This is a genomic window from Kitasatospora misakiensis, assembly GCF_042656005.1.
Classification (GTDB): domain Bacteria; phylum Actinomycetota; class Actinomycetes; order Streptomycetales; family Streptomycetaceae; genus Kitasatospora; species Kitasatospora misakiensis.
On the sequence record NZ_JBHSOF010000019.1, the window covers coordinates 56,732 to 77,284 of the forward strand.

The 20,553-nt window shown below is 72.7% G+C and carries 20 protein-coding genes; 11 read left to right on the forward strand and 9 right to left on the reverse strand.

Annotated elements, in window-relative coordinates; genetic code table 11:
- Window positions 1-41: 41 nt before the first annotated feature.
- The 3 genes from ACFP3U_RS16745 to ACFP3U_RS16755 all read right to left on the reverse strand — a co-directional run bounded on the left by ACFP3U_RS16745 (window position 42) and on the right by ACFP3U_RS16755 (window position 1,233).
- A complete protein-coding gene (locus ACFP3U_RS16745; RefSeq protein WP_380226325.1) occupies window positions 42-443 on the reverse strand; it encodes a PIN domain-containing protein in 402 nt (133 codons plus the stop codon).
- Entirely contained in the window at window positions 428-670 is a 243-nt protein-coding gene (locus tag ACFP3U_RS16750; protein ID WP_380226326.1) for a type II toxin-antitoxin system Phd/YefM family antitoxin, read from the reverse strand. Before ACFP3U_RS16750 ends, ACFP3U_RS16745 begins: the two co-directional genes overlap by 16 nt.
- A 92-nt stretch (window positions 671-762) precedes the next feature.
- Window positions 763-1,233: a VOC family protein gene (locus ACFP3U_RS16755; RefSeq protein WP_380226327.1), complete on the reverse strand. Its 471-nt coding sequence runs from the start codon at window positions 1,231-1,233 to the stop codon at window positions 763-765.
- A gap of 148 nt (window positions 1,234-1,381) precedes the next feature.
- Between ACFP3U_RS16755 and ACFP3U_RS16760 the strand changes: the two genes are divergently transcribed.
- The 3 genes from ACFP3U_RS16760 to ACFP3U_RS16770 are packed head-to-tail and all read left to right on the forward strand — an operon-like array spanning window position 1,382 to window position 2,408.
- Entirely contained in the window at window positions 1,382-1,702 is a 321-nt protein-coding gene (locus ACFP3U_RS16760; RefSeq protein WP_380226328.1) for a PadR family transcriptional regulator, read from the forward strand.
- The gene (locus ACFP3U_RS16765) at window positions 1,699-2,166 is read left to right on the forward strand and encodes a hypothetical protein (RefSeq protein WP_380226329.1); all 468 of its coding nucleotides are present in this window, start codon (window positions 1,699-1,701) and stop codon (window positions 2,164-2,166) included. The genes ACFP3U_RS16760 and ACFP3U_RS16765 overlap by 4 nt, the downstream gene beginning before the upstream one ends.
- Complete coding sequence (locus ACFP3U_RS16770; RefSeq protein ID WP_380226330.1) at window positions 2,163-2,408, forward strand: hypothetical protein; 246 nt, start codon at window positions 2,163-2,165, stop codon at window positions 2,406-2,408. The genes ACFP3U_RS16765 and ACFP3U_RS16770 overlap by 4 nt, the downstream gene beginning before the upstream one ends.
- A 19-nt stretch (window positions 2,409-2,427) precedes the next feature.
- Here ACFP3U_RS16770 and ACFP3U_RS16775 read toward each other — a convergent pair whose 3' ends face one another.
- Window positions 2,428-2,817 (reverse strand): ATP-binding protein, encoded by a 390-nt coding sequence (locus ACFP3U_RS16775; protein WP_380226331.1) that lies wholly within the window; start codon window positions 2,815-2,817, stop codon window positions 2,428-2,430.
- A gap of 159 nt (window positions 2,818-2,976) precedes the next feature.
- On the opposite strand from ACFP3U_RS16775, the gene ACFP3U_RS16780 reads away from it, so the two are divergent.
- From ACFP3U_RS16780 to ACFP3U_RS16795, 4 genes are all read left to right on the forward strand, one after another.
- The gene (locus ACFP3U_RS16780) at window positions 2,977-3,789 is read left to right on the forward strand and encodes a helix-turn-helix domain-containing protein (RefSeq protein ID WP_380226332.1); all 813 of its coding nucleotides are present in this window, start codon (window positions 2,977-2,979) and stop codon (window positions 3,787-3,789) included.
- A complete protein-coding gene (locus ACFP3U_RS16785; protein WP_380226333.1) occupies window positions 3,786-3,980 on the forward strand; it encodes a DUF397 domain-containing protein in 195 nt (64 codons plus the stop codon). The genes ACFP3U_RS16780 and ACFP3U_RS16785 overlap by 4 nt, the downstream gene beginning before the upstream one ends.
- A gap of 200 nt (window positions 3,981-4,180) precedes the next feature.
- Window positions 4,181-4,750, forward strand: coding sequence for a hypothetical protein (locus ACFP3U_RS16790; protein ID WP_380226334.1), 570 nt, complete (start codon window positions 4,181-4,183; stop codon window positions 4,748-4,750).
- A 24-nt stretch (window positions 4,751-4,774) separates the two neighbouring features.
- Window positions 4,775-5,125: a hypothetical protein gene (locus ACFP3U_RS16795; protein WP_380226335.1), complete on the forward strand. Its 351-nt coding sequence runs from the start codon at window positions 4,775-4,777 to the stop codon at window positions 5,123-5,125.
- Between the two features lie 256 nt (window positions 5,126-5,381).
- Here the strand turns inward: ACFP3U_RS16795 and ACFP3U_RS16800 are convergent, their stop codons facing one another.
- The 4 genes from ACFP3U_RS16800 to ACFP3U_RS16815 all read right to left on the reverse strand — a co-directional run bounded on the left by ACFP3U_RS16800 (window position 5,382) and on the right by ACFP3U_RS16815 (window position 10,373).
- Window positions 5,382-5,882 carry an ATP-binding protein gene (locus ACFP3U_RS16800; RefSeq protein ID WP_380226336.1) on the reverse strand — a complete coding sequence of 167 codons (501 nt, stop codon included), beginning with the start codon at window positions 5,880-5,882 and terminating at the stop codon, window positions 5,382-5,384.
- 178 nt (window positions 5,883-6,060) lie between these two features.
- Entirely contained in the window at window positions 6,061-7,341 is a 1,281-nt protein-coding gene (locus ACFP3U_RS16805; protein ID WP_380226337.1) for a L,D-transpeptidase, read from the reverse strand.
- Window positions 7,342-7,536: 195 nt separating this feature from the next.
- Window positions 7,537-8,829, reverse strand: a complete 1,293-nt coding sequence (locus ACFP3U_RS16810; protein WP_380226338.1) for a L,D-transpeptidase — start codon at window positions 8,827-8,829, stop codon at window positions 7,537-7,539.
- A 176-nt stretch (window positions 8,830-9,005) separates the two neighbouring features.
- Complete coding sequence (locus tag ACFP3U_RS16815; RefSeq protein ID WP_380226339.1) at window positions 9,006-10,373, reverse strand: L,D-transpeptidase; 1,368 nt, start codon at window positions 10,371-10,373, stop codon at window positions 9,006-9,008.
- 238 nt (window positions 10,374-10,611) lie between these two features.
- Here ACFP3U_RS16815 and glgX point away from each other — a divergent pair, with 238 nt between their 5' ends.
- From glgX to ACFP3U_RS16835, 4 genes are all read left to right on the forward strand, one after another.
- On the forward strand, window positions 10,612-12,870 hold the full coding sequence (glgX, locus tag ACFP3U_RS16820) for a glycogen debranching protein GlgX (protein WP_380226340.1): 2,259 nt from the start codon (window positions 10,612-10,614) through the stop codon (window positions 12,868-12,870).
- A 131-nt stretch (window positions 12,871-13,001) separates the two neighbouring features.
- Complete coding sequence (locus tag ACFP3U_RS16825; protein WP_380226341.1) at window positions 13,002-14,849, forward strand: ABC transporter ATP-binding protein; 1,848 nt, start codon at window positions 13,002-13,004, stop codon at window positions 14,847-14,849.
- Window positions 14,846-16,828, forward strand: coding sequence for an ABC transporter ATP-binding protein (locus tag ACFP3U_RS16830; RefSeq protein ID WP_380226342.1), 1,983 nt, complete (start codon window positions 14,846-14,848; stop codon window positions 16,826-16,828). The genes ACFP3U_RS16825 and ACFP3U_RS16830 overlap by 4 nt, the downstream gene beginning before the upstream one ends.
- Before the next feature lie 112 nt (window positions 16,829-16,940).
- On the forward strand, window positions 16,941-17,693 hold the full coding sequence (locus ACFP3U_RS16835; protein WP_380226343.1) for a class I SAM-dependent methyltransferase: 753 nt from the start codon (window positions 16,941-16,943) through the stop codon (window positions 17,691-17,693).
- Window positions 17,694-17,772: 79 nt separating this feature from the next.
- Here ACFP3U_RS16835 and glgP read toward each other — a convergent pair whose 3' ends face one another.
- Window positions 17,773-20,436: an alpha-glucan family phosphorylase gene (gene glgP, locus ACFP3U_RS16840; RefSeq protein ID WP_380226344.1), complete on the reverse strand. Its 2,664-nt coding sequence runs from the start codon at window positions 20,434-20,436 to the stop codon at window positions 17,773-17,775.
- Window positions 20,437-20,553: the final 117 nt, after the last annotated feature.

Genomic DNA, 20,553 nt, shown 5'->3' on the forward strand with positions numbered 1-20,553 from the left:
GTTCCCTCCGGACCCGACCCCTGCCGCAGGTGCCCGCCTGCTCAATCCCTCAGGACGATCGCCCGTACGCCCGGCAGATCGGCGAAGGCGGCCGAGGCGTCGATGGTGACCACCGTCCGGGCGGTTGCGAGCGCCGTGGCCGCGATGATCAGGTCGTGGGCACCACGCGGACGGCCCTGTCGGCGGACGTGCGCCATCAGCCGCGCATGAATGCGGGCCGTGTCGGGGGTGTAGTCCTCCACCGGCACGACCGCGAGCACGGCGTCGACGAAGCCCTGCCGCCCGAGCCGACGGGACTCGTTCGCGAGTTCGACCCCCAGGTGGAGTTCGGCCGCCGTCACGGCCGCGATCGCCACGTCGTCATCCGGGTCGAACAGGCTCGCACTCCCGTGGCGCTCCGCGCGGATCAGCACACCGGTGTCGAGAATCAGTCGACGGGCCACTCGGCCACCTTGTCCTCAAGCACGGAGCGTGCGGACGCGATGTCCGCGGCGAAGTCGTCGTCCGGTTGGAAGCGCCGCAGCACGTCGTTGAGGGCGGCCCCGTTGCCGACCGGGGCCGGCCCGATGACGGCGATCCGCCGACCACCACGCGTCACCACGATCGTCTCGCCGTGTTCCGCCGAGTCGAGCACGGCGGCGAAGCTTCTCGAAGCCTCGGTTGCGGTCATCAGCCTCATGGAATCAGATTATCTGAGACACCTGACGCACGTCCATGGAATCGACGGACAGGACACGCCGCGCGAAGTCCGCCCGACCCCGGTCAGGCGGCGGGCAGGCGACGGCGGAGCTCCTCGGGGGTGAAGTCCTTCAGGTGGGTGAGGAAGATCCACACGTGGCCCGAGGGATCCTTGAGGATGGCGGTGCGGTCGCCGTGGAACATGTCGGTCGGCGGCTGGAGGATCTCCGCGCCGGCCGCGCCGGCGCGCTCGGCAAGGGCGTCGACGTCCGGGACGTAGACGTGCAGGGCGACGCTGGTGCCGCCGAGCGCCGCCGGGGCGGTGAACGGCCCCCCGCCCCCGCCGGAGTCCCCCAGCATCAGCACCGACGGACCGATGCTGATCTCCGCGTGCAGGACGCCGCCGTCGGGGGCGTCGATCCGGATGTCCTGGCGGGCGCCGAAGGCCCGCTGGTAGAAGTCGATCGCGGCGGCGGCGTCGTCGACCATGATGTGCGGGACGACGGCGTAGCGGTAGCGCTCGGGAACGACGCTGTCGGTGGTGGTCATGGTCATGACGGTTCCCCCTCGGAAGCTGCCGCCGGCCGGTACCGGCGGTCCCGGGGACGACCGTAGGACCTGAAGTCGACTTCAGGTCAAGCTCGGCCGAGGGCGGACCCGAAAGCATCTCTACATATGCCGACTTCATGGCTATCCTGCTGGAGTGAAGGTGACACCCCAGCTGCTGCGCGTGCTCCGGGCGTTCGTCGACGACCCCGCCGGCCGGAGGTACGGCTACGAGTTGATGACGGCCGCCAAGCTGTCGAGCGGGACGCTCTACCCGCTGCTGGCCAGACTTGAGGGCGAGGGAATGGTCGAGTCCGCCTGGGAAACACCCGGCGACGAAGCGCAACGCCCCCGGAAGTACTACCGCCTGACGGGCGAAGGGGTGCGTTTCGCCCGGTTGGAGTTGGCTGCCGCATTCGAGCAGGGCCGGCCCGCGCCCGGCGCCAGGACCCGGCCCGCCCTGGGGGACGCGCTGTGAGGGTTCCTCCGGTCGAGCGTGCGGCGCGTGCCGTCACGGCCGCGCTGCTCCGCGCCGCCTGCTACGAACTGCCCGCGGAGGAGGCGCACGAGCGGTCGGAGGAATGGGCGGCGGAGTGCGACGCGATCGTCGCGCATCACGAGGGCGCGTCCGTGACCGGCGCTGTCGCACTGGTGAGGTTCGGCCTCGGCCTGGTCCGGGGCTATCGCCTCGGCCCCGACGCGCCGGGGCGTGAGCGGGGGTCGATCTCGGTCGGCGCCGCGCTGGTGATCGGCCCCCTGGCCGGGACGGCTGTCGCTCTGCTCCAGGGCGACTGGGACCTCGCACTGGTCGGAGCGCTGGTCACGGGCGGCGCCTCGTACGGCAGCCGCAATCTGCCGGAGAGTCCCACCGACCGATACCGGGACGCCGAGGCGGAGCAGCGGGGCGGGCGGGCGCGGCCACGAGTCGAGGGGGAGAAATGACGACCTGGGGTGGAGCTCTCACCCTGCTCGAAGGCGTTCTGGTGCGCTGGCCCTGGTGGGCGCTGCTGATCGGCGTACTGGCATGGGTCGTGGTCTACATATGTCGGCAGCTCGTCCTCTACCGGCTGCTGTCCAAGGCGCTGGACAAGGTCGACGCGAAGCAGGTGCCACAGGTGGTCGCCGTGCTGGCCGGATCGCGGCGGACCGCCGGCTTTCGACTGCCGGGGCGACGTCGGCCGTGACTCCTTCCCGCTCGGGCGACTATCCCTTCAGCTCAAACCAGACGGTTTTGCCGATGTGGCCCGGGCCTCGGGGGTGGGCGCCCCAGGTGGTGGCGAGGGCGGCGACGAGTTCGAGGCCTCGGCCGCAGTCGTCGTCGGGGCCGGCGTGGCGTGGGACGGGGAGTCGGGAGTCGGCGTCGGAGACCTCGATGCGGAGGGTGAGGTCGTCGAGGACGGCGCAGGCGACGAGGAGGTGGCGGTCGCGCGGGGCCCTGGCGTGTCGGCAGGCGTTGGTGGCGAGTTCGCTGAGGAGCAGCAGGGCCGTCTCGGTGGTCTCGTCCGGGACGCGCCACTCGTGAGCCTGCCGGAGGAGTGCGACGCGGGCACGGCCGACGCTGCGGGGGTGGCGGGGGAACGTCCACTCGACCATGGGAGTCCTTGACGGGGAGGAGGGGGGCGTCACTCACGGGAGGGGAGTTCGGCCATTTCACGTTCCAGATAACGAGGTGGGGGCATAGCCTCGGGAGTTGCACCTCAGGTACACCGGCGAGGTGACTCGCCGTCCGACCGCACACGATGGGGGTCCGGGATGGGCGCGCCCGCGCAGCCGCCGATGGCTTGGAAGTACTGCGGAGACCAGATCAAGCGGTGGCGCGCTCAAGCGGGGGTGACGCGGGAGGAGTTGAGCCGCGCGGCCAACTACGACATCGAGAGCGTGCGGTCGATGGAGTCGGGGAGGCGGAAGCCGTCGCTGAAGCTGTTGGAGACGGCGGATGAACTGTGCGACGCGCGGGGGATGCTGCTGGGGGCGAAGGACTACCTCATTCCGGAGAAGTTCTCGTCCTACTCGCGCGGATACACGCAGGCCGAGAGCGAGGCCATCGCGCTCCAGGCCTACTCGGCCCTCCTTGTACCGGGCTTGCTGCAAACCGAGGAGTACGCGCGCGAGACGATCAGCAACTCCTATCCACCACTGGACGACGAAACGGTCGAAGCGCGTGTCACTGGCCGAATGCAGCGCCAGGAGCGACTGACAAGCTCCCCGACCGTGTTCCATGGTTTCGTCATCTACGAGGTCGCCCTGCGAGCACCCATCGGCGAACCCGGACTCATGAAGCGGCAGTTGAACCACCTGCTGGAAATCGGCCGACTGCGCAACGTCTCCATTCAGGTGCTGCCGATCAGCCGTGCCGCCTACGCCGCCCTGAACGGCCCCATCATTCTGCTGGAAACTCCCGATCACGAACAACTCGCTTACGTCGAAGGCCAGAACACGGGCATCCTGTATGCCGACGCCGCGCGAGTGAACGTCATTGCCCAGCGTCATGGCATGATCCGCATGCAGGCCCTCAGCATCGAGGAGTCCGAAGCGTTCATCAGAGGGGTAGTGGAAGAGCTATGAGCAGCAAGTGGTTCAAGTCCAGCTACAGCACGACCGACGGCGGGGAGTGCATCGAGATTGCCCCCTCCCCCTCCTCCGTCCTCGTCCGCGACTCCAAGGACAAGGCCGGTCCCCGGCTCTCCTTCTCCCCCTCCGCCTGGGCGGACTTCGTCGCCTTCGCCTCCGAAGCTCAGGTGCCGGAAGGCGAGTGACCCCCATAGGAATGGGCGGGTAACCACCTCCCACCCTCCCGCCCAAGTAGGCCTCTAGCCAGTCGATATGACTTATCGTCACTGTTCGCCACGGTGCATCACGACCATGTAGCGTGCGGCTCAGACGAAACGACCCCCGCCGGTGCTGCGAACACCGAACGGGGGTCTGACCTTCACGATCGAAATCAGAGGTCGATCCTGTGGCTAGCCACGACTTTAGCGCCATCACGCTCCCGCCCGGGCCGGAACTCGCCTCTCCGGGCTACGGAAAGCGCTGCGCCCCCGGTGAACTCCCCCGCGAGGCCGGCGACTTCGCACACCTGCCCGTTCGCGAGGCGTACCTCGCCAACATGATCGACCGGTTCCCCGAGGGTGCGGCGATGGACGTGAAGTCCCTCGCCGCCTTCAACCCGCTCTACGGGCAGCAGGCCGTCCGCACCGCGCTCAACAACCTCTCCGCCGCCGGCCATCTGCGCCGGGTCCGCGAACGCGTCGGCGCCGACCGCTCCCAGTGGGTGTTCCGGACGTACTTCTCCCGCACCCCGCGCGGCGACGGCTGGTGGAACCACTTCATCGCCACCGGCGAGGCACTGCCCGAGGCCGCACTGCCCGAGGCCGCGCGCCCCCGGGAGGAGTCAACCGACGTCCAACCCCCTCCCCCGGAAGAGACCCCCGCCTACCGCGCGCTCGCCGACCTCGGGGTCGCCGACCGCCGCCTCGCCCTCTCCGCCGCCGACTGCGCGGCCCTCGAACCGCTCGCCGCCGAGTGACTGGCCCGGGGTACCACCGAGGACGTGTTCCGCTCGGCGATGACCGCCGGCCTGCCGCCGGAGATCCACAGCCCGGCCGCGTTCACCCGCAGACGGCTGGTCGACAAGCTCCCGCCGATCCGCCCGGGACACCCGGGACACCCGGGACACCCGGCCGCCGTCCCGCCGGTGACCCGCCTCGCCGAGTGCACCGACTGCCGCGTCCCGGCCCGCCCGAACGCCCTGCTCGGCGGCCTCTGCCGGGCCTGCCGCACGGGCGGCCGGTCGATCGCACCGCCACCGTCCGCGCGCCTGACCCCCACCGCCGTGCACCGGCACGCCGCCCGCGCCAGGGCAGCCCTGTTCGCGGGCGCCCACCGCGTCAATCATGAATAATCTCAGGCGCGGACGTGAACTTATGCAAATTCCCAAGGTGAACTAAGTTACAAACCTTGAAATCCAAGCCACCCGGTTTGCCCACATGCTGAGATCCGTGCGATAGTCGAAGCAATGAAGACTTCGGCCCGCCCGACCCGGCACGGCCGACACCCATCGCACGGCACGCACCCCCTTGGCCGCGCGATGACCTGCAAGGGCCCCCAGCCGCCGGATCACGGCGAAGTCGGGGGCCCTGCGTGTTTCCCGGACCGGATCAGACCCGCTCGCGCACCTTCAGCTCGAACCAGACGCCCTTGCCGCGCGGCAGCAGATCGGCGCCCCAGCGGTCCGCCAGGTCGTCGACCACCTGCAGCCCGCGCCCGCGCTCGGTGACCGGCAGCGGCTCCGCGATGATCATGCAGGGCAGCGACCGCGAGGAGTCCCGCACCTCCACCCGGACCCAGCCCGGCTTGCGCGCCACATGGAGCCCGACGGTCCGCCCGGCGGCGTGCCGCACGGCGTTGGCGACCAGCTCGCTGGTGAGCAACTCGCCCACCTCCAGGTGCTGGTGCAGCTCCCAGGCCCCCAGGACCGCGAGCACCAGCCGGCGCGCCAGCGGCCCGGTCGCCGGCCGGGACGGGAGCCGCACCTCGCCCGACGTCGTCCGGTCGCACAGCCGGCCGACGTAGAGCCGCTCCAGTTCGTCGCAGCTGAGTCGCTCCAGCGCCGCCAGGTCATCCTGGAACGAGGCCCACGACGATGCGTCAGCGACCAAGCTGGAACCCGGAAGTGATGACTGATCTGTTTCGCCCCAACCCGCCATGCGACCCATCATTGCGGAACGCAAGCGGCCGCGTACGGACAATGAACAAACGATCACTACTCTTTCGGCATATGCCGGGTGCAACCCGAACCCGCGTTCGTACGGGCCGGGCCGCCCCCGTGCCGATGTGCTACCAGGCGCTCCAGTCCATGTTCCAGCCGCTGAGGCCGTTGTCCGGCTTGACCTGCCCGCGCGTGGAGTTCAGCACCGTGACGATGTCCCCGATCAGCGAACCGTCGTAGAACTTGCCCGCCTCGGTGCCCGGTGCGCCGCCCTTGACGTCCTGGAGGGCCACGCAGCCGTGGCTGGTGTTCTCGGTGCCGAACACCGAGGCGGGGCGCCACCAGTTGCCGTGCACGTAGGTGCCGCTGTCGGTCAGCCGCATCGAGTGCGGAACCTGCTTGTCGTAGGGCTCGCCGGTCATGCCGGGCAGGGTGCTGGACTGCATCCGCACCACGCCCTCCTTGGACATCACGACCATGGTGCCGTTCCAGGTCGGGAACTCGGAGTCGCCCGAGGTGATGTTCAGGACCGAGCTCTGGCCGTCCCGGACCACCGTCATCTTGTGCGTCTTGGCGTCAACGGTCGAGATCTGGGATCGCCCGATAGTGAAGGGCTCGTCCCGGTCCACTCCCCCGTAGACGCCCGGCGCGATCTCCACGCTCTTCAGCCGGTACTTGACGGTGACCTTGGTGCCGGGGGTCCAGTGCTTCTCGGGACGGAAGTCCAGCCGGCGGTTGCCGAACCAGTGGCCCTTGACCACGGTGCCGTTGTCGGTCTCGAAGGTGATGCCCCGGGCCACCGCCTCCTTGTTCTTCACGTCCTTGTCGAAGGTGACCGAGACGATCATGCCGACGCCGTAGGTGGCGTTGTCCTGGACGTTGTCGCTCGCCTTCGACTCCCGCTCGGGCGCCAGCGTGCTGAAGCCGCTCACCGCCTCGACGGCCACGCCGCCGGCGTCCTCCGCCAGCGCGCTCACCTGGTACGCGGTGCCGACCGCCAGCGGGCCGGACGGCGCCCAGCTCGACCCGTCGGCGGCCAGGGCGCCGGCCACCTCCTTGCCGGTCTTGTCGCTCACCTTGACGGTGGTGAGCTTGCCGCCGGCGACCGCGACCTTGAGCGCGCCGTTCGGGGCGACGTCCACCGCGCCGTTCTTCGGCTGGATGTCCACCACGGCCTGCGAGGCCTTGGGTGCGGCGCTCGTGGCGGCCGGCGAGGCCGGGGCCTCGGACGACGAACCGGCCGGCGCGGCGGCCGACCCGGCCGAGGAAGGGCTCCCCGCGGTCGCGCCGCCCCCCAGTTCGGCCTTGGCGGCCGTCCCGCCCCCGCCGCCGCCCCCGCCGCAGGCACTGGTCAGCACCAGTGCGCCCCCGATCAGCCCCGCGGCCATCACCTTGCGTATCGACGTCACCGTCGTCCCCCTTTTGTGTCACACCGTTCGACACTTACACGCACCGCACACGGAAAAGGTTGCGCCGTTCGGGGGGTCACCGGCCCCGGAAACGCGGCCGGCCCGACCCCAACGAGTGAGGATCGGGCCGGCCGTGGCCGTTCCGCGACCGGCGGAGGCTACCGCGGGGTAGCGTCTACCGGTTCGGAGTAGGGGCTACCAGTTCGCCCAGCCGATGTTCCAGCCGCTCAGGCCGTTGTCGGGGGCGACGGTCTTCTCCTTCGAGTTCTTGATGGTGATGACGTCACCGATCATCGAGTCGTTGAAGAACTTGCCCGCCACCGAGGCGTCGCTGCCGCCCTTCTCGTCCTGCATCGAGATGCAGCCGTGGCTGGCGTTGGTCTTGCCGAACGGGTTGGCCCAGTAGTTGCCGTGCACGAAGGTGCCCGAGTTGGTCAGCCGCATGGCGTGCGGCACGTCCGGGATGTCGTACTCGCCGCCGAGGCCGACGGTCTGCGAGTTCATCCGGGTGACCTTCTCCTTGGACATCACCACCATGGTGCCGTTCCAGGAGGGGTTCTTCTCGTCGCCCAGGGTCACCGGCACGGTGTGGCTCTCGCCGCCCCTGGTCACCGTCATCTGGTGGGTGGCCGAGTCGGCCACCGAGACCTGCGAACGGCCGATGGTGAACGGCTCGTCCTTGTCGATGTCGCCGTAGACGCCCGGGGCGATCTCGACGTTCTTCAGCCGGTACTTGATGACGACCTTGGTACCCGGCGTCCAGTACTTCTCGGGCCGGAAGTCCAGGCGCTTCGCGCCGAACCAGTGGCCCTTCACGGTGGTGCCGTCGCTGGCCTCGAAGGTGATGCCCTGGACCACCGCGTCCTTGTTCTTGATCTCCTTGTTGAAGACCACCGACACGATCATGCCGACGCCGTAGGTGGCGTTGTCGGCGATGTTGTCGTTGGTGGAGACCTTCTTCGCCGGGGTCAGCGTGGTGAACGAGGTGGTCGACGCGGCCACCAGGCCCTCGGCGTCGGTGGCCTGGGCGTTCACCTTGTACGCCATGCCCACGGCCAGCGGCGCGCTGGGCTTCCACCCGCTGCCGTCCGCGCTGATGGCGCCCGCGACCGGCTTGCCCTCCTTGTCGGTCACCTCGACCGTGGTGAGCTTGCCGCCGGTCACCCCGACCTTGAGCGCGCCGTCCGGGGCGACGTCCTGGGCGCCGTCCTTGGGCTCGACGCTGACCACGGCGGCCGAGGTCTTCGGCGTGGCCGAGGTCTGGCCGGGCGCCGGCGTGCCGCCGCTACCGGGGTCCCCCGTGCCGCCGGCGGCCGCCGTGGTGGCCTTGTCACCGCCCGCGGCCTTGTCGTCGTCCCCGCCCCCGCTGTTGCAGGCCGCGGTCAGCAGCAGAACCCCGCCCATCGCCAACGCCACCGCGCTCTGACGCAGACGGCGGCTGGTGACGGTGGTACGTATCGCGGCGTCGGCCGCCCTAACCGGCTTCACGGTCTCTCCCCTCCCGGTGTCCAACTCTGTGGACGCGCTCTCACCCGGACGGGTTGCACCGGACCGGTGATCTTTCGCGCCGGGCTTCGGCGCGGCAAGCAGGATAGCTGGGCCGATCGGGTGAATCCTGGGAGGGTTACCGGTGAACGCGGGTGAAGATCGTCGGCAGACGGCCGTCAGGGCCTGGCCACCGGGGACGGACCGGCGGCGGCGCTCGGGGAGGGGCCGGTGCCCGGGCCCTGGGAAGAGGCCGGACCGGGGCTCGGGGAGGCGCCCGGAGCGGGGACGGCGGACGGCCCGGCGGACGGGGCGCCGGGCGGGCTCGCGGTGGCCCGGAGGGCGCTCCCGGCCACCCACTGCGCCCAGGGCAGATTCCAGCCGTTCAGACCGTTGCTCGGCGGCACCACGTCCCCCGTCGAGGCCCGCACCTCCAGCACGTCCCCCGGGATCGTGTGCTCGAACAGCCAGCCCGCCGGGCTCTCGCCGCTCGTCCCGCCCTTGACGTCGGCCAGGCCGATGCAGCCGTGGCTGGTGTTGGCGGTGCCGAACACCGACGGGTCGGCCCAGTAGTTGCCGTGCACGAAGGTGCCCGAGTTGGTCAGCCGCATCGCGTGCGGCACGTCCTTGATGTCGTACTCGTCGCCCATCCCGACGGTCTGCGAGTTCATCCGGGTGACCCGGTACTTCTCGGACACCACGAGCACGCCCCGGTACGTCGTGTGCCTGGCGTCCCCGCCGGACACCTTGAGCGTGCGCACCACCCGGCCGCCCTGGCCGGCCCGGACGGTGAGGGTGTGGGCGTCCAGGTCGACGGTGGAGACCTGGGCCCGGCCGACGGTGAAGCGGACGTCCTTGTTCTGGGTGCCGAACTCGCCCGGCGCGCCCTGCACGTCCTTGAGCCGCAGCGCGACCGTCACCCTGGTGCCCGGCGCCCAGTACCGGTCGGGGCGGAAGTCCAGCCGCTGGCCGCCGAACCAGTGCGCGGCCACCTCCACCGGCGGGTCGGCGGTCACCGTGATCGCGCGCTCCACCGCCGCCCGGTCGGTGACCGGGCGGCTGAACCGCAGCGAGACCGGCATGCCGACGCCGACCGTGGAGCCGTCCTCGGGGGTGAAGAAGGCGACGAAGGTGTGCGCCCGCGCCACCGTCGAGAAGTCGGCGTGCTGGGCGGCCCGCTGCCCCTGGTCGTCCTCGGCCACGGCGTCCAGGGTGAACCTGGTGCCCAGCGGCAGCGGACCGTTCGGCGCCCAGCCGGTGCCGTCCGCGGAGAGCGAGCCGGGCACCTCGGAGCCCCGGGTGTCGGCCAGGCGCACGGAGACCAGCCGGCCCTGGGCCACCGTCACCCGGACCGGGCCGTCGGGCGGGAGGTTCTGGGTGTCGTCGGCGGGCAGCGCGGTGATCGCCGCCCGGGAGGCCGGCGGCGGACCGGCCGGCCCCGCCAGGACGGCGTCCTCGCTCGGGGGCTTCGGCGCCCCGCCGCCGCCGGAGCACCCGGTCAGCACCGCCAGGCAGCAGCCCACCGCCGCCAGCCGCCGTGCCCACATCCGTCCTCGGGGCCGCATTCCGGGGCCTCCCGCCGTATCCGTCCGATACCCCGCACAACGAGGGCACTCCCGGCAGGACACGCCGACACGCCGAAAACCCCCACCCCCACGGCCCAGTGCCGCGGCCTCGCCCGGGCGCCATCCGCCGGTAAGACGGTGTTCAGCCGCTTCCCTCCGGCGCGATCAGGGAATGAGACACCGGACGGGGTTCGGGACGCCCCGTCAGGGAGGGCACGCCATGGCGTCAGGGCAGGAGTCGGCGGCCGCCGTGCGCGCGCACGCCCCCGCGGCCGTCAACGGGCCCCGCGCGGACGGGCGCACCGCCGACCGGCCGGGCGGCGCGGTGCCCTGGCCGGGCAGCCGGCAACCGCTCGGCGCCCGCTTCCACCCCGGCCCGGACGGCCGGCCCGGCACCAACTTCGCGCTCTGGGCGGCCGGCGCCGAGGCCGTCGACCTCTGCCTCTTCGACGAGGACGGCCACGAGACCCGGCTGCGCCTCACCGAGCAGGACGCGCACACCTGGTACGGCTTCGTCCCCGGCGTCCTCCCCGGCACCCGCTACGGCTACCGGGTGCACGGCCGCTGGGACCCGTGGACCGGCGCCCGGTGGAACCCGGCCAAACTGCTGCTCGACCCCTACGCCCGCGCCGTCGACGGCGACTACACCGCGCACGACGCCGTCTGCGCCGCCGTCCGCAACTGGCCCGAGGCCGAGGTCGCCGACACCGTCCGGGACAACCGCGACTCGGCCCCCTACGTGCCCAGGGCCGTGGTCGTCCGGGACGACGACGACTGGTCCGACGACCACCGGCCGAAGACCCCCTGGGCCGAGACCGTCCTCTACGAACTGCACGTCCGCGGCTTCACCCGCCGCCACCCCGACGTGCCGCCCGAGCTGCGCGGCACCTACGCCGGACTGGCCCACCCCGCGGCGATCGCCCACCTCACCGGCCTCGGCGTCACCGCGGTCGAGCTGCTCCCCGTCCACCACCACGTCAGCGAGGACCACCTCCAGGCCCGCGGACTCGTCAACTACTGGGGCTACAACAGCGTCGGCTACTTCGCCCCGCACGCCGGCTACTCCGCCGCCGGTTCGCGCGGCGGCCAGGTCGGCGAGTTCAAGCGGATGGTCCGCGCGCTGCACACCGCCGGCATCGAGGTGATCCTCGACGTCGTCTACAACCACACCGCCGAGGGCGCCGAGCTGGGCCCAGCGCTGTTCCTGCGCGGCATCGACAACGCCGGCTACTACCGCCTGCCGCCCAACCGCCCGCGCGGCTACGCCGACTACACCGGCTGCGGCAACAGCCTGGACACCCGCCGCCCCCAGGTCGTCCGGCTGATCACCGACTCGCTGCGGTACTGGGTGCACGAGATGGGCGTGGACGGCTTCCGCTTCGACCTCGCCGCCACCCTCGCCCGCGGCGCCGACGGCGGCGTCACCATGGAGCACCCGCTGCTCGCCGCCATCGCCCAGGACCCGCTGCTCAGCCGGGTGAAGCTGATCGCCGAGCCCTGGGACGTCGGCCCGGGCGGCTACCAGGTGGGCGGGTTCCCGCCGCCCTGGGCCGAGTGGAACGACCGCTACCGCGACACCCTGCGGGACTTCTGGCGTGGCGCCCGCCCCGACGTCCGGGAGCTCGGCTACCGGCTCTCCGGCTCCTCCGACCTCTACCAGCGCGACGGCCGGCGCCCGTACGCGTCCGTCAACTACGTGACCGCGCACGACGGCTTCACCCTGCGCGACCTGGTCTCCTACGACCGCAAGCACAACGAGGCCAACGGCGAGGGCAACCGGGACGGCACCGACGACAACCGCTCCTGGAACCACGGCGCCGAGGGGGAGACCGCCGACCCCGCCGTCACCGCCCTGCGCCGGCGCCAGCTGCGCAACCTCACCGCCACCCTGCTGCTCTCCGCCGGCGTCCCGATGCTCACCGCCGGGGACGAGTTCGGCCGCACCCAGGGCGGCAACAACAACGCCTACTGCCAGGACAACGAGGTCGGCTGGCTGGACTGGACACTGCTCGACGACCCGGACTGGCGGAGCCTGTCCGCGTTCACCGCGCGGCTGGTCGCGCTCCGCCGCGAGCACCCGGTGCTGCGGCAGCGGGCGTTCTTCTCCGGCCGCGCCACCGGGCCGGGCGAGCGGCCCGACCTGGCCTGGTTCACCCCGCTCGGCAAGGAGATGACCGAGGCCGACTGGTTCGCGCCGACCGCCGCCCTGGGCATGCTGCTGACCGGCACCGCGATGTCCGAACGGGACGCGTGCGGCCGGCCGCTGCTCGACGACAGCTTCCTGCTGCTGCTCAACGCCGGACCCCGGCCGGTCCCCTTCACCCTGCCCGGCACCCCCCGGGCGGCCGACCGCACCCGGTACGAGACCGTCGTCGACACCGCCGCGGAGGACGGCGCCGGCCCCGCCGGGGAGCACCTCCCCGGCGCACCGGTGCTGCTCGGCGCCCGCGCCCTGCTCCTGCTCCGGGCCGTCCCCTGACGCTCCCCTGACGCCGTCCCCGGCCTCATCCCCGACCTCGCCCCCGACCCGGTCCCGACCTGGCCGGTAATCGACGACAGGTCCGAAAAACCGGATGAGAAATGACGGGCGCCCGGCCTACCCTCACGGCGATGGCCGAGAACCAAGCCCCCGACACCGCCCCCGGCACCGCGCCGACCGTCCCCCGCCGGTCGACGGTGCGCTCACTGCTGCGCCTGTGGCCCTACGTCCACCCGATCCGCGCGCGGCTGGCCGTCTCGATCACCGCCGCCCTGCTCGCCGCGCTCAGCACGCTGATCGTCCCGACCGTCCTCGGCCGGATCGTCGACGGCCCGATCGCCGAGCGCGACCTCGGCGGCCTCTGGGCGCCGGCCGTCCTGCTGCTCCTGCTCGGCCTCGCCGAGGCCGCCCTCTTCTACACCCGCCGGGTGGTGCTGGCCCGCCCCCTGGCCGGCGTCGAGACGGCGATGCGCGGCGACCTCTTCGCCAAGCTCCAGCGCCTGCCGGTGTCCTTCCACGACCGCTGGGGCTCCGGCCAGCTGCTCTCCCGGGCCACCGCCGACATGTACACCATGCGGCTGTTCCTGGCCTTCCCGCTGGTCTTCCTGATCGTCAACACGGTGACCTTCCTGGTCGGCACCGCCCTGATGTTCACCCAGGACTGGCGGCTGGCCCTGATCGTGCTCGGGCCGGCCGTCCCGCTGCTGGTGCTCACCCGCCGCTTCGAGGCCGGCTACTCCGGCGCCGCCCGCCGCGCCCAGGACCAGAACGGCGACCTCGCGACCGTCGTCGAGGAGTCCGTCCTCGGCATCCGGATCCTCAAGGCCTTCGGCCGCCACCGCTCAATGGCGGAGCGGTTCCGCGAGCACTCCCGCGAACTGCGCCGCACCGAGCTGCGGAAGGCCGGCCTGCTCGCCAACCTGTGGGCGGTCATCGTCGGCCTGCCCGAGCTGGCCCTCGGCTGCGCCCTCGCGGTCGGCGCCTACCTGGTCGCGCACGACGAGCTGAGCGCGGGCACCCTGGTCGCCTTCCTCTCCACCGCGCTCGCGCTGCGCTGGCCGGTCGAGTCGCTCGGCTGGCTGCTCGCCTACGCCAACGAGGCCGCCACCGCCACCGACCGCTACTTCGAGGTGCTGGACGAGCCGGAGGCGGAGAGCGCCGTGAGCGGCGCGGCCACCGGCAGCACCGCCGACGGGTCCGCCAGGCCTGCCGGGGCCCCGGACGGCATCCGGCTCACCGCCGTCCGCTTCCGCTACCCCGACGCGCCGGCCGGCACCCCCGACCTGCTCCGCGGCGTCGACCTGCACATCCGCAGCGGCGAGACGATGGCCCTGGTCGGCGCCACCGGCAGCGGCAAGACCACGCTCACCGCGCTGCTCCCCCGCCTCTACGAGGCCACCGGCGGCACCATCACCCTGGACGGCCGGGACATCCGCGAGATCGACCGCACCCGGCTGCGCGAGCTGGTCGCGGTCGCCTTCGAGGAGCCCACCCTCTTCTCCGCCAGCGTCCGGGACAACGTGCTGATGGGCGCCCCCGGCGCGGACGACGACCAGTTGCGCACCGCGCTCGCGACCGCCCAGGCCGGCTTCGTCGAGAAGCTGCCGGACGGCGTCGCCACCGAGGTCGGCGAGCAGGGCCTCAGCCTGTCCGGCGGCCAGCGCCAGCGCCTCGCCCTGGCCCGCGCCGTGGTCGGCGACCCGGCGTTCCTGGTGCTCGACGACCCGCTCTCCGCGCTGGACGTGCACACCGAGGCGCTGGTCGAGCGCGCCCTGCGCCAGGTGCTCGCCGGCACCACCGCCCTGGTGGTCGCGCACCGGCCGAGCACCGTGCTGCTCGCCGACCGGGTCGCCGTCCTCGCCGACGGCCGGATCGAGGCGGTCGGCACCCACCAGGAGCTGCTGCGCGACTCGGCGCGCTACCGCGAACTGATGTCGGGCGAGGCCGCCCTCGTCCCCGAGGGGAGCACCGCCCGATGACCGCCACCGTCGAACCCGCCGCCGCGCGCACCGACCCGGCCGCACCGGACGAGGAGGAGCTGCCGCCCCCGCCGGGCGACGAGGAGGACATCCCCGTCCCGCCCGGCGCGCCCCGCGCCCTGCTGCGCGCGCTGCTCGGCCCGCACCGCGGCCGGATCGCCGCCGCCATGGCGGTGATCCTGCTCCAGCAGGCCGCCCTCCAGGCCGGTCCGCTGCTGGTGGCGTTCGCGATGGACCGCGGCATCCCGGCCCTGCGCGAGGACGACGCCGGTCCGCTGATCGCGGTGGTCGTCGCCTACCTGGGCTGCGCGCTGCTCGGCACGCTGCTCCAGTGGTCCTTCATCAAGATCAGCGCCCGGGTCAACCAGGACATCCTGCTGGAGCTGCGCGGCCGGATCTTCCGGCACGCCCAGCGGCTCAGCCTGGACTTCCACGAGCGCTACACCTCGGGCCGGATCATCTCGCGCGCCACCAGCGACGTGGACGCGCTGCGCGAGCTGCTCTCCGAGGGCCTCCAGGAGCTGCTGACGGTCTTCCTCTCGGTCTGCTCCATCTCGGTCATCCTGCTGGTGCTGGACTGGCGGCTCGGTCTGGTCTCGCTGGCCTCCTTCCTGCCGCTCTGGCTGATCGCCCGCTCGTTCCGGCGCCGCTCGCGCCGGGTCTACCGGCGTTCGCGCACCGCGGCGGCCTCGCTGATCGTCCGCTTCACCGAGACCATGAACGGCATCCGCCCGGTGAAGGCGTTCCGCCGCGAGCGGGCCAACGACGCGGCGTTCGGCGTGGTGAACCGGCAGTCGGCCACCGCCACCCAGGACGGCCTGCTGGAGATCGCCCGGTACGTCGGCCTCTCCCGGGGGACGGCCAATGTGTGGACCACCGGCGTGCTGCTGCTCGGCGCCTACCTGGTCACCGACGGCACGGTCGCGCTGGGCGTGCTGACCGCCTTCGTGCTCTACCTGCGCCGGCTGTTCGACCCGATCGACCAGCTGGCGATGTTCCTGAACAGCTACCAGTCGGCCGCCGCCGCGCTGGAGAAGATCGCCGGCCTGCTCGCCCACGAGCCGACCGTCGCCGAGCCCGCGGAGCCCCGGGAGCTCCCCGCCTTGAGAGTGGCACCGCCCCGAGCCGAAGGGCGCGCCGGTGCCGAAAGCGACGAGCGACAAGCGACCGACGAAGGAGGGAGTGCCGGAGGGAGGAGTGTCGGCGCCGGACGGGAGCGCCCGGAGGCGAGCGGGCGAGTACGGGGTCGGGAGGTCGGCTTCGAGGGGACGCGCTTCGCGTACCGGACCGGCAAGGAGGTGCTGCCGCCGTTCGACCTGGTGCTGCCCGCCGGGCAGACCGTCGCCGTGGTCGGCGCGACCGGGGCCGGCAAGTCGACGGTGGCCAAGCTGCTGGCCCGGTTCTACGACCCGACGGACGGCCGGATCACCCTGGACGGGGTGGACCTGCGCGACCTCGCCGGTCCCGAGCTGCGGCGCGGCGTGGTGATGGTGACCCAGGAGTCCTTCCTGTTCTCCGGCACCGTCGCCGAGAACATCGCGATCGGCCGGCCGGGCGCCACCCGGGCCGAGGTCGAGGAGGCCGCCCGGGCCATCGGCGCGCACGCCTTCATCGCCGAGCTGCCCGACGGCTACGACACCGACGTGCGCAAGCGCGGCGGGCGGATCTCGGCCGGCCAGCGGCAGCTGGTCGCCTTCGCCCGCGCGCTGCTCGCCGATCCGGCGGTGCTGATCCTGGACGAGGCCACCAGCTCGCTGGACGTGCCGGGCGAGCAGGCGGTGCAGCGGGCGATGCGCACGGTGCTGGCCGGCCGGACGGCCGTGATCATCGCCCACCGGCTCTCCACCGTGGAGATCGCCGACCGGGTGCTGGTGATGGACCAGGGCCGGATCGTCGAGGACGGCAGCCCGCGCGAGCTGATCGACGGCGCCGGCCGCTTCGCCCAGCTGCACCGGGCCTGGCGGGACAGCCTGGTCTGACAGTCAGCTCACCATAGAAGTAATAATCCCTAGGCCCTTTCATCCATTACCGAAAGGGCCTAGGGTCGTTCCCAGGGCTTACCGACCCCACGTCCACGAAGGGGGACCGACCATGGTCGACCGTCAGCACTGGGAGCAGTGGCAGCGCAGCTGGGACCGCCAGCAGCAGTGGTACCTGCCCGACCGCGAGGAGCGGTTCCGGGTGATGCTCGACCTGGTCGAGGCGGTGGCCGGGCCCGCCCCGCGCGTCCTCGACCTCGCCTGCGGCACCGCCAGCATCACCGAGCGCCTGCTCGCCCGGCTGCCCGGCGCCACCAGCGTCGGCGTGGACCAGGACCCGGCGCTGATGACCATCGCCCAGGGCGTGCTCGGCGAGGACGAGCGGTTCACCCTGGTGACCGCCGACCTCAAGGACCCGCGCTGGGCCCGCGCCCTGCCGCCCGGCCCGTTCGACGCGGTGGTGACCGCCACCGCCCTGCACTGGCTGCCCACCGCCGACCTGGTCCGGCTCTACGGCGACCTCGCCGGCCTGGTGCGCCCCGGCGGGGTCTTCCTCAACGCCGACCACATGCCGGATCCGGCGGTCCCGCTGCTCAACGCCGCCGAGCGGACCCAGCGGCACGGGCGGCAGGAGCAGGAGCAGGCCGAGGGCGTCCTCGACTGGGAGGGCTGGTGGGTCGCCGCCGCGGCCGACCCGCTGCTCGCCGACCAGGTGGCGGCCCGCAACGCGGTGTACGGCTCGCACGCCGACGGCGACTCCCACCCGGCCGGGTGGCACACCGAGCGGCTGGTGGCGGCCGGCTTCGCCGAGGCCGGGGTGGCCTGGCGCTCGGTCACCGACGCCATGGTGGCCGCCGTCCGCTGAGCGGGGCCGGGGGCGTGCGGAGCGAACGGGGGCGGACGGGGCGCCGGCCGGACCGGCGCCCCGCTCCCGCGCGCCCCCCTCAGCGGAGCAGTACGGCGTCCATCCCCGGCACCTCCGGCGGCAGCGCCACCAGGCCCGGCTCGGCGGGCGAGGCCAGCAGGGGGTGCGAGGGCAGCACCCGTACGGTGTAGCCGAACGGCCCGGTGCGGCAGAGCTCCAGGGAGCCCTCGTACCTGGTCCGCCCGTCGAGGTCGGGCCCGCCGACCGGCTTGAGGGCGAGCAGGCAGGCGTCCGAGATCCGGTCCGACTCGTCGACCCGGCCGGAGACCACCTGCACCTCGACGTCGGCCGGCTCCAGCGGGCCGAGCGTCACCTGCACCCGCAGGTCCAGCGCGGTGCCCAGCTCCTGCGCCTCCTCCGGACAGTCCGCCTCGACGTGCTCCACCCGGACGGCCGGCCACGCCTCGCGCACCCGGGCCTTCCAGGCGGCCAGCTCCCGGGCGGCGCGGTGCGCCCCGCTGCCCGCCAGCTCCCGCTGGGCCAGCGCGGCCGGGGCGTAGAGCCGTTCGACGTACTCGCGGACCATCCGGCCGGCCAGCACCTTGGGGCCGAGGGTGACCAGGGTGTGCCGGACCATCGCGATCCACCGGTGCGGCAGGCCGTCCGAGCCCCGGTCGTAGAAGCGGGTGGCGACCTGCTCCTCGATCAGGTCGTAGAGCGCGGCGGCCTCGATGTCGTCGCGCCGCTCGGCCTCCCGGCTGTCCGGGTCGAGCACGCCGTCGCCGGTGTCGGCGGTGGGGATCGCCCAGCCGTTCTGGCCGTCGAACCACTCGTCCCACCAGCCGTCCAGCACCGACAGGTTGAGGCAGCCGTTGAGCGCGGCCTTCATCCCGGAGGTGCCGCAGGCCTCCAGCGGGCGGAGCGGGTTGTTCAGCCAGACGTCGCAGCCCGGGTAGAGGTGCTGGGCCATCGCCATGTCGTAGTCCGGCAGGAAGACGATCCGGTGCCGGACGGCCGGGTCGTCGGCGAAGGCGACCATCTGCTGGATCAGCCGCTTGCCGCCGTCGTCGGCCGGGTGGGCCTTGCCGGCGACCACGATCTGCACCGGCCGGGTCGGGTGCAGCAGCAGCGCGCGCAGCCGCTCCTGGTCGCGGAGCATCAGGGTGAGCCGCTTGTAGGACGGCACCCGGCGGGCGAAGCCGATGGTGAGCACGTCCGGGTCGAGCACCGAGGACACCCAGCCGAGTTCGGCCTCGCCGGCCCCGCGCTGGCGCCAGGAGACGCGCAGCCGGCGGCGGACCTCGTCGACCAGCTGGGCGCGCAGGGTCCGGCGCAGGTCCCAGACCTCGGTGTTGCCGATCCTCTCCAGACCGGTCCAGCGTTTGGTCTCGCCGGTGGTCATGGCCTCCTCGGCGCGGTCGGCGCCGATCTCGGCGGCGCCGAGCCGGACGACCGCCGGGTCGATCCAGGTGGCGGCGTGGACGCCGTTGGTGACCGAGGTGATCGGCACGTCGGCGGCGTCGAAGCCCGGCCAGAGGCCGTTGAACATCGAGCGGCTGACCTCGCCGTGCAGGGTGGAGACGCCGTTGGCCCGCTGGGCGAGCCGCAGGCCCATGGCGGCCATGTTGAACAGCTTGGGGTCGCCGCCGCGCCAGGTCTCGGCGCCGAGCGCGAGGACCTGGTCGACCGGGACGCCGGGCAGCGCGGTCTCGCCGCCGAAATGCCGGGCGACCAGCTCGCGGTCGAACCGGTCGATGCCGGCCGGGACGGGCGTGTGGGTGGTGAAGAGGGTGCCGGCCCGGACCGACTCCAGGGCGGCGGCGAAGTCGAGCCCGGCGTCCGCGACCAGTTCGCGGATCCGCTCGACGCCGAGGAAGCCCGCGTGGCCCTCGTTGGTGTGGAAGACCTCGGGGGCGGGGTGGCCGGTCAGCCGCTGGTAGGCGCGGACGGCCCGGACGCCGCCGATGCCGAGCAGCATCTCCTGGAGCAGCCGGTGCTCGCTGCCGCCGCCGTAGAGGCGGTCGGTGACGTCGCGCTCGGCCGGCGAGTTGGCCTCGATGCCGGAGTCGAGCAGCAGCAGCGGGACGCGGCCGACCTGGGCCTTCCAGATGTGCGCGGCCAGGGTGCGGCCGCCGGGCAGCGCGAGGTCGACCCGGCAGGGGGTGCCGTCGGGCTCGCGGAGCAGGGTGACGGCCAGCTCGTCCGGGTCGAGCAGCGGGTAGCGCTCCTGCTGCCAGCCGTCCCGGTCGAGGGACTGCCGGAAGTAGCCGTGCCGGTAGAAGAGGCCGACGCCGATGATCGGGACGCCGAGGTCGCTGGCGGCCTTGAGGTGGTCGCCGGCGAGGATGCCGAGGCCGCCCGAGTACTGGGGCAGCGCGGCGGCGATGCCGTACTCGGGCGAGAAGTAGGCGATGGCGGCGGGCGGCGGGGCGGCGGCCTGCTGACCCGCGGTCTGGTACCAGCGCGGGCCGGCCAGGTACTCCCGCAGGTCGTCGGCGAGGTCGCCGAGCCGGCGCAGGAACCGGCGGTCGGCGGCGAGCGCGGCGAGCCGGGCGGCCGGGACCTCCCCGAGCAGCCGCACCGGGTCCTCGCCCGTGGCGGCCCACACGTCCGGGTCCACGGACCGGAAGAGGTCCCTGGTCTCGGGGTGCCAGGACCAGCGCAGGTTGAGGGCCAGCTCGTGCAACGGCTGGAGTTGTTCGGGCAGGACGGTGCGGACGGTGAATCTGCGGATTGCCTTCACGGCGTGAAGCGTAGCCGCGCCGGATGGCATGATGGTGCGTCAGTTGGGCTATTCGGCATCCGTTCGGCCTATTGATGAGATCGCATTCGGCGCATTGGTCTGCACGGGGGGCGCACG

Excerpts from the sequence above, each read along its gene's own strand:
- ACFP3U_RS16750 (WP_380226326.1), bottom strand. The coding sequence starts at position 670 with ATGACCGCAACCGAGGCTTCGAGAAGCTTCGCCGCCGTGCTCGACTCG.
- ACFP3U_RS16755 (WP_380226327.1), bottom strand. The coding sequence starts at position 1,233 with ATGACCATGACCACCACCGACAGCGTCGTTCCCGAGCGCTACCGCTAC.
- ACFP3U_RS16770 (WP_380226330.1), top strand. The coding sequence starts at position 2,163 with ATGACGACCTGGGGTGGAGCTCTCACCCTGCTCGAAGGCGTTCTGGTG.
- ACFP3U_RS16775 (WP_380226331.1), bottom strand. The coding sequence starts at position 2,817 with ATGGTCGAGTGGACGTTCCCCCGCCACCCCCGCAGCGTCGGCCGTGCC.
- ACFP3U_RS16780 (WP_380226332.1), top strand. The coding sequence starts at position 2,977 with ATGGGCGCGCCCGCGCAGCCGCCGATGGCTTGGAAGTACTGCGGAGAC.
- ACFP3U_RS16785 (WP_380226333.1), top strand. The coding sequence starts at position 3,786 with ATGAGCAGCAAGTGGTTCAAGTCCAGCTACAGCACGACCGACGGCGGG.
- ACFP3U_RS16815 (WP_380226339.1), bottom strand. The coding sequence starts at position 10,373 with ATGTGGGCACGGCGGCTGGCGGCGGTGGGCTGCTGCCTGGCGGTGCTG.
- glgX (WP_380226340.1), top strand. The coding sequence starts at position 10,612 with ATGGCGTCAGGGCAGGAGTCGGCGGCCGCCGTGCGCGCGCACGCCCCC.
- ACFP3U_RS16825 (WP_380226341.1), top strand. The coding sequence starts at position 13,002 with ATGGCCGAGAACCAAGCCCCCGACACCGCCCCCGGCACCGCGCCGACC.
- ACFP3U_RS16830 (WP_380226342.1), top strand. The coding sequence starts at position 14,846 with ATGACCGCCACCGTCGAACCCGCCGCCGCGCGCACCGACCCGGCCGCA.
- ACFP3U_RS16835 (WP_380226343.1), top strand. The coding sequence starts at position 16,941 with ATGGTCGACCGTCAGCACTGGGAGCAGTGGCAGCGCAGCTGGGACCGC.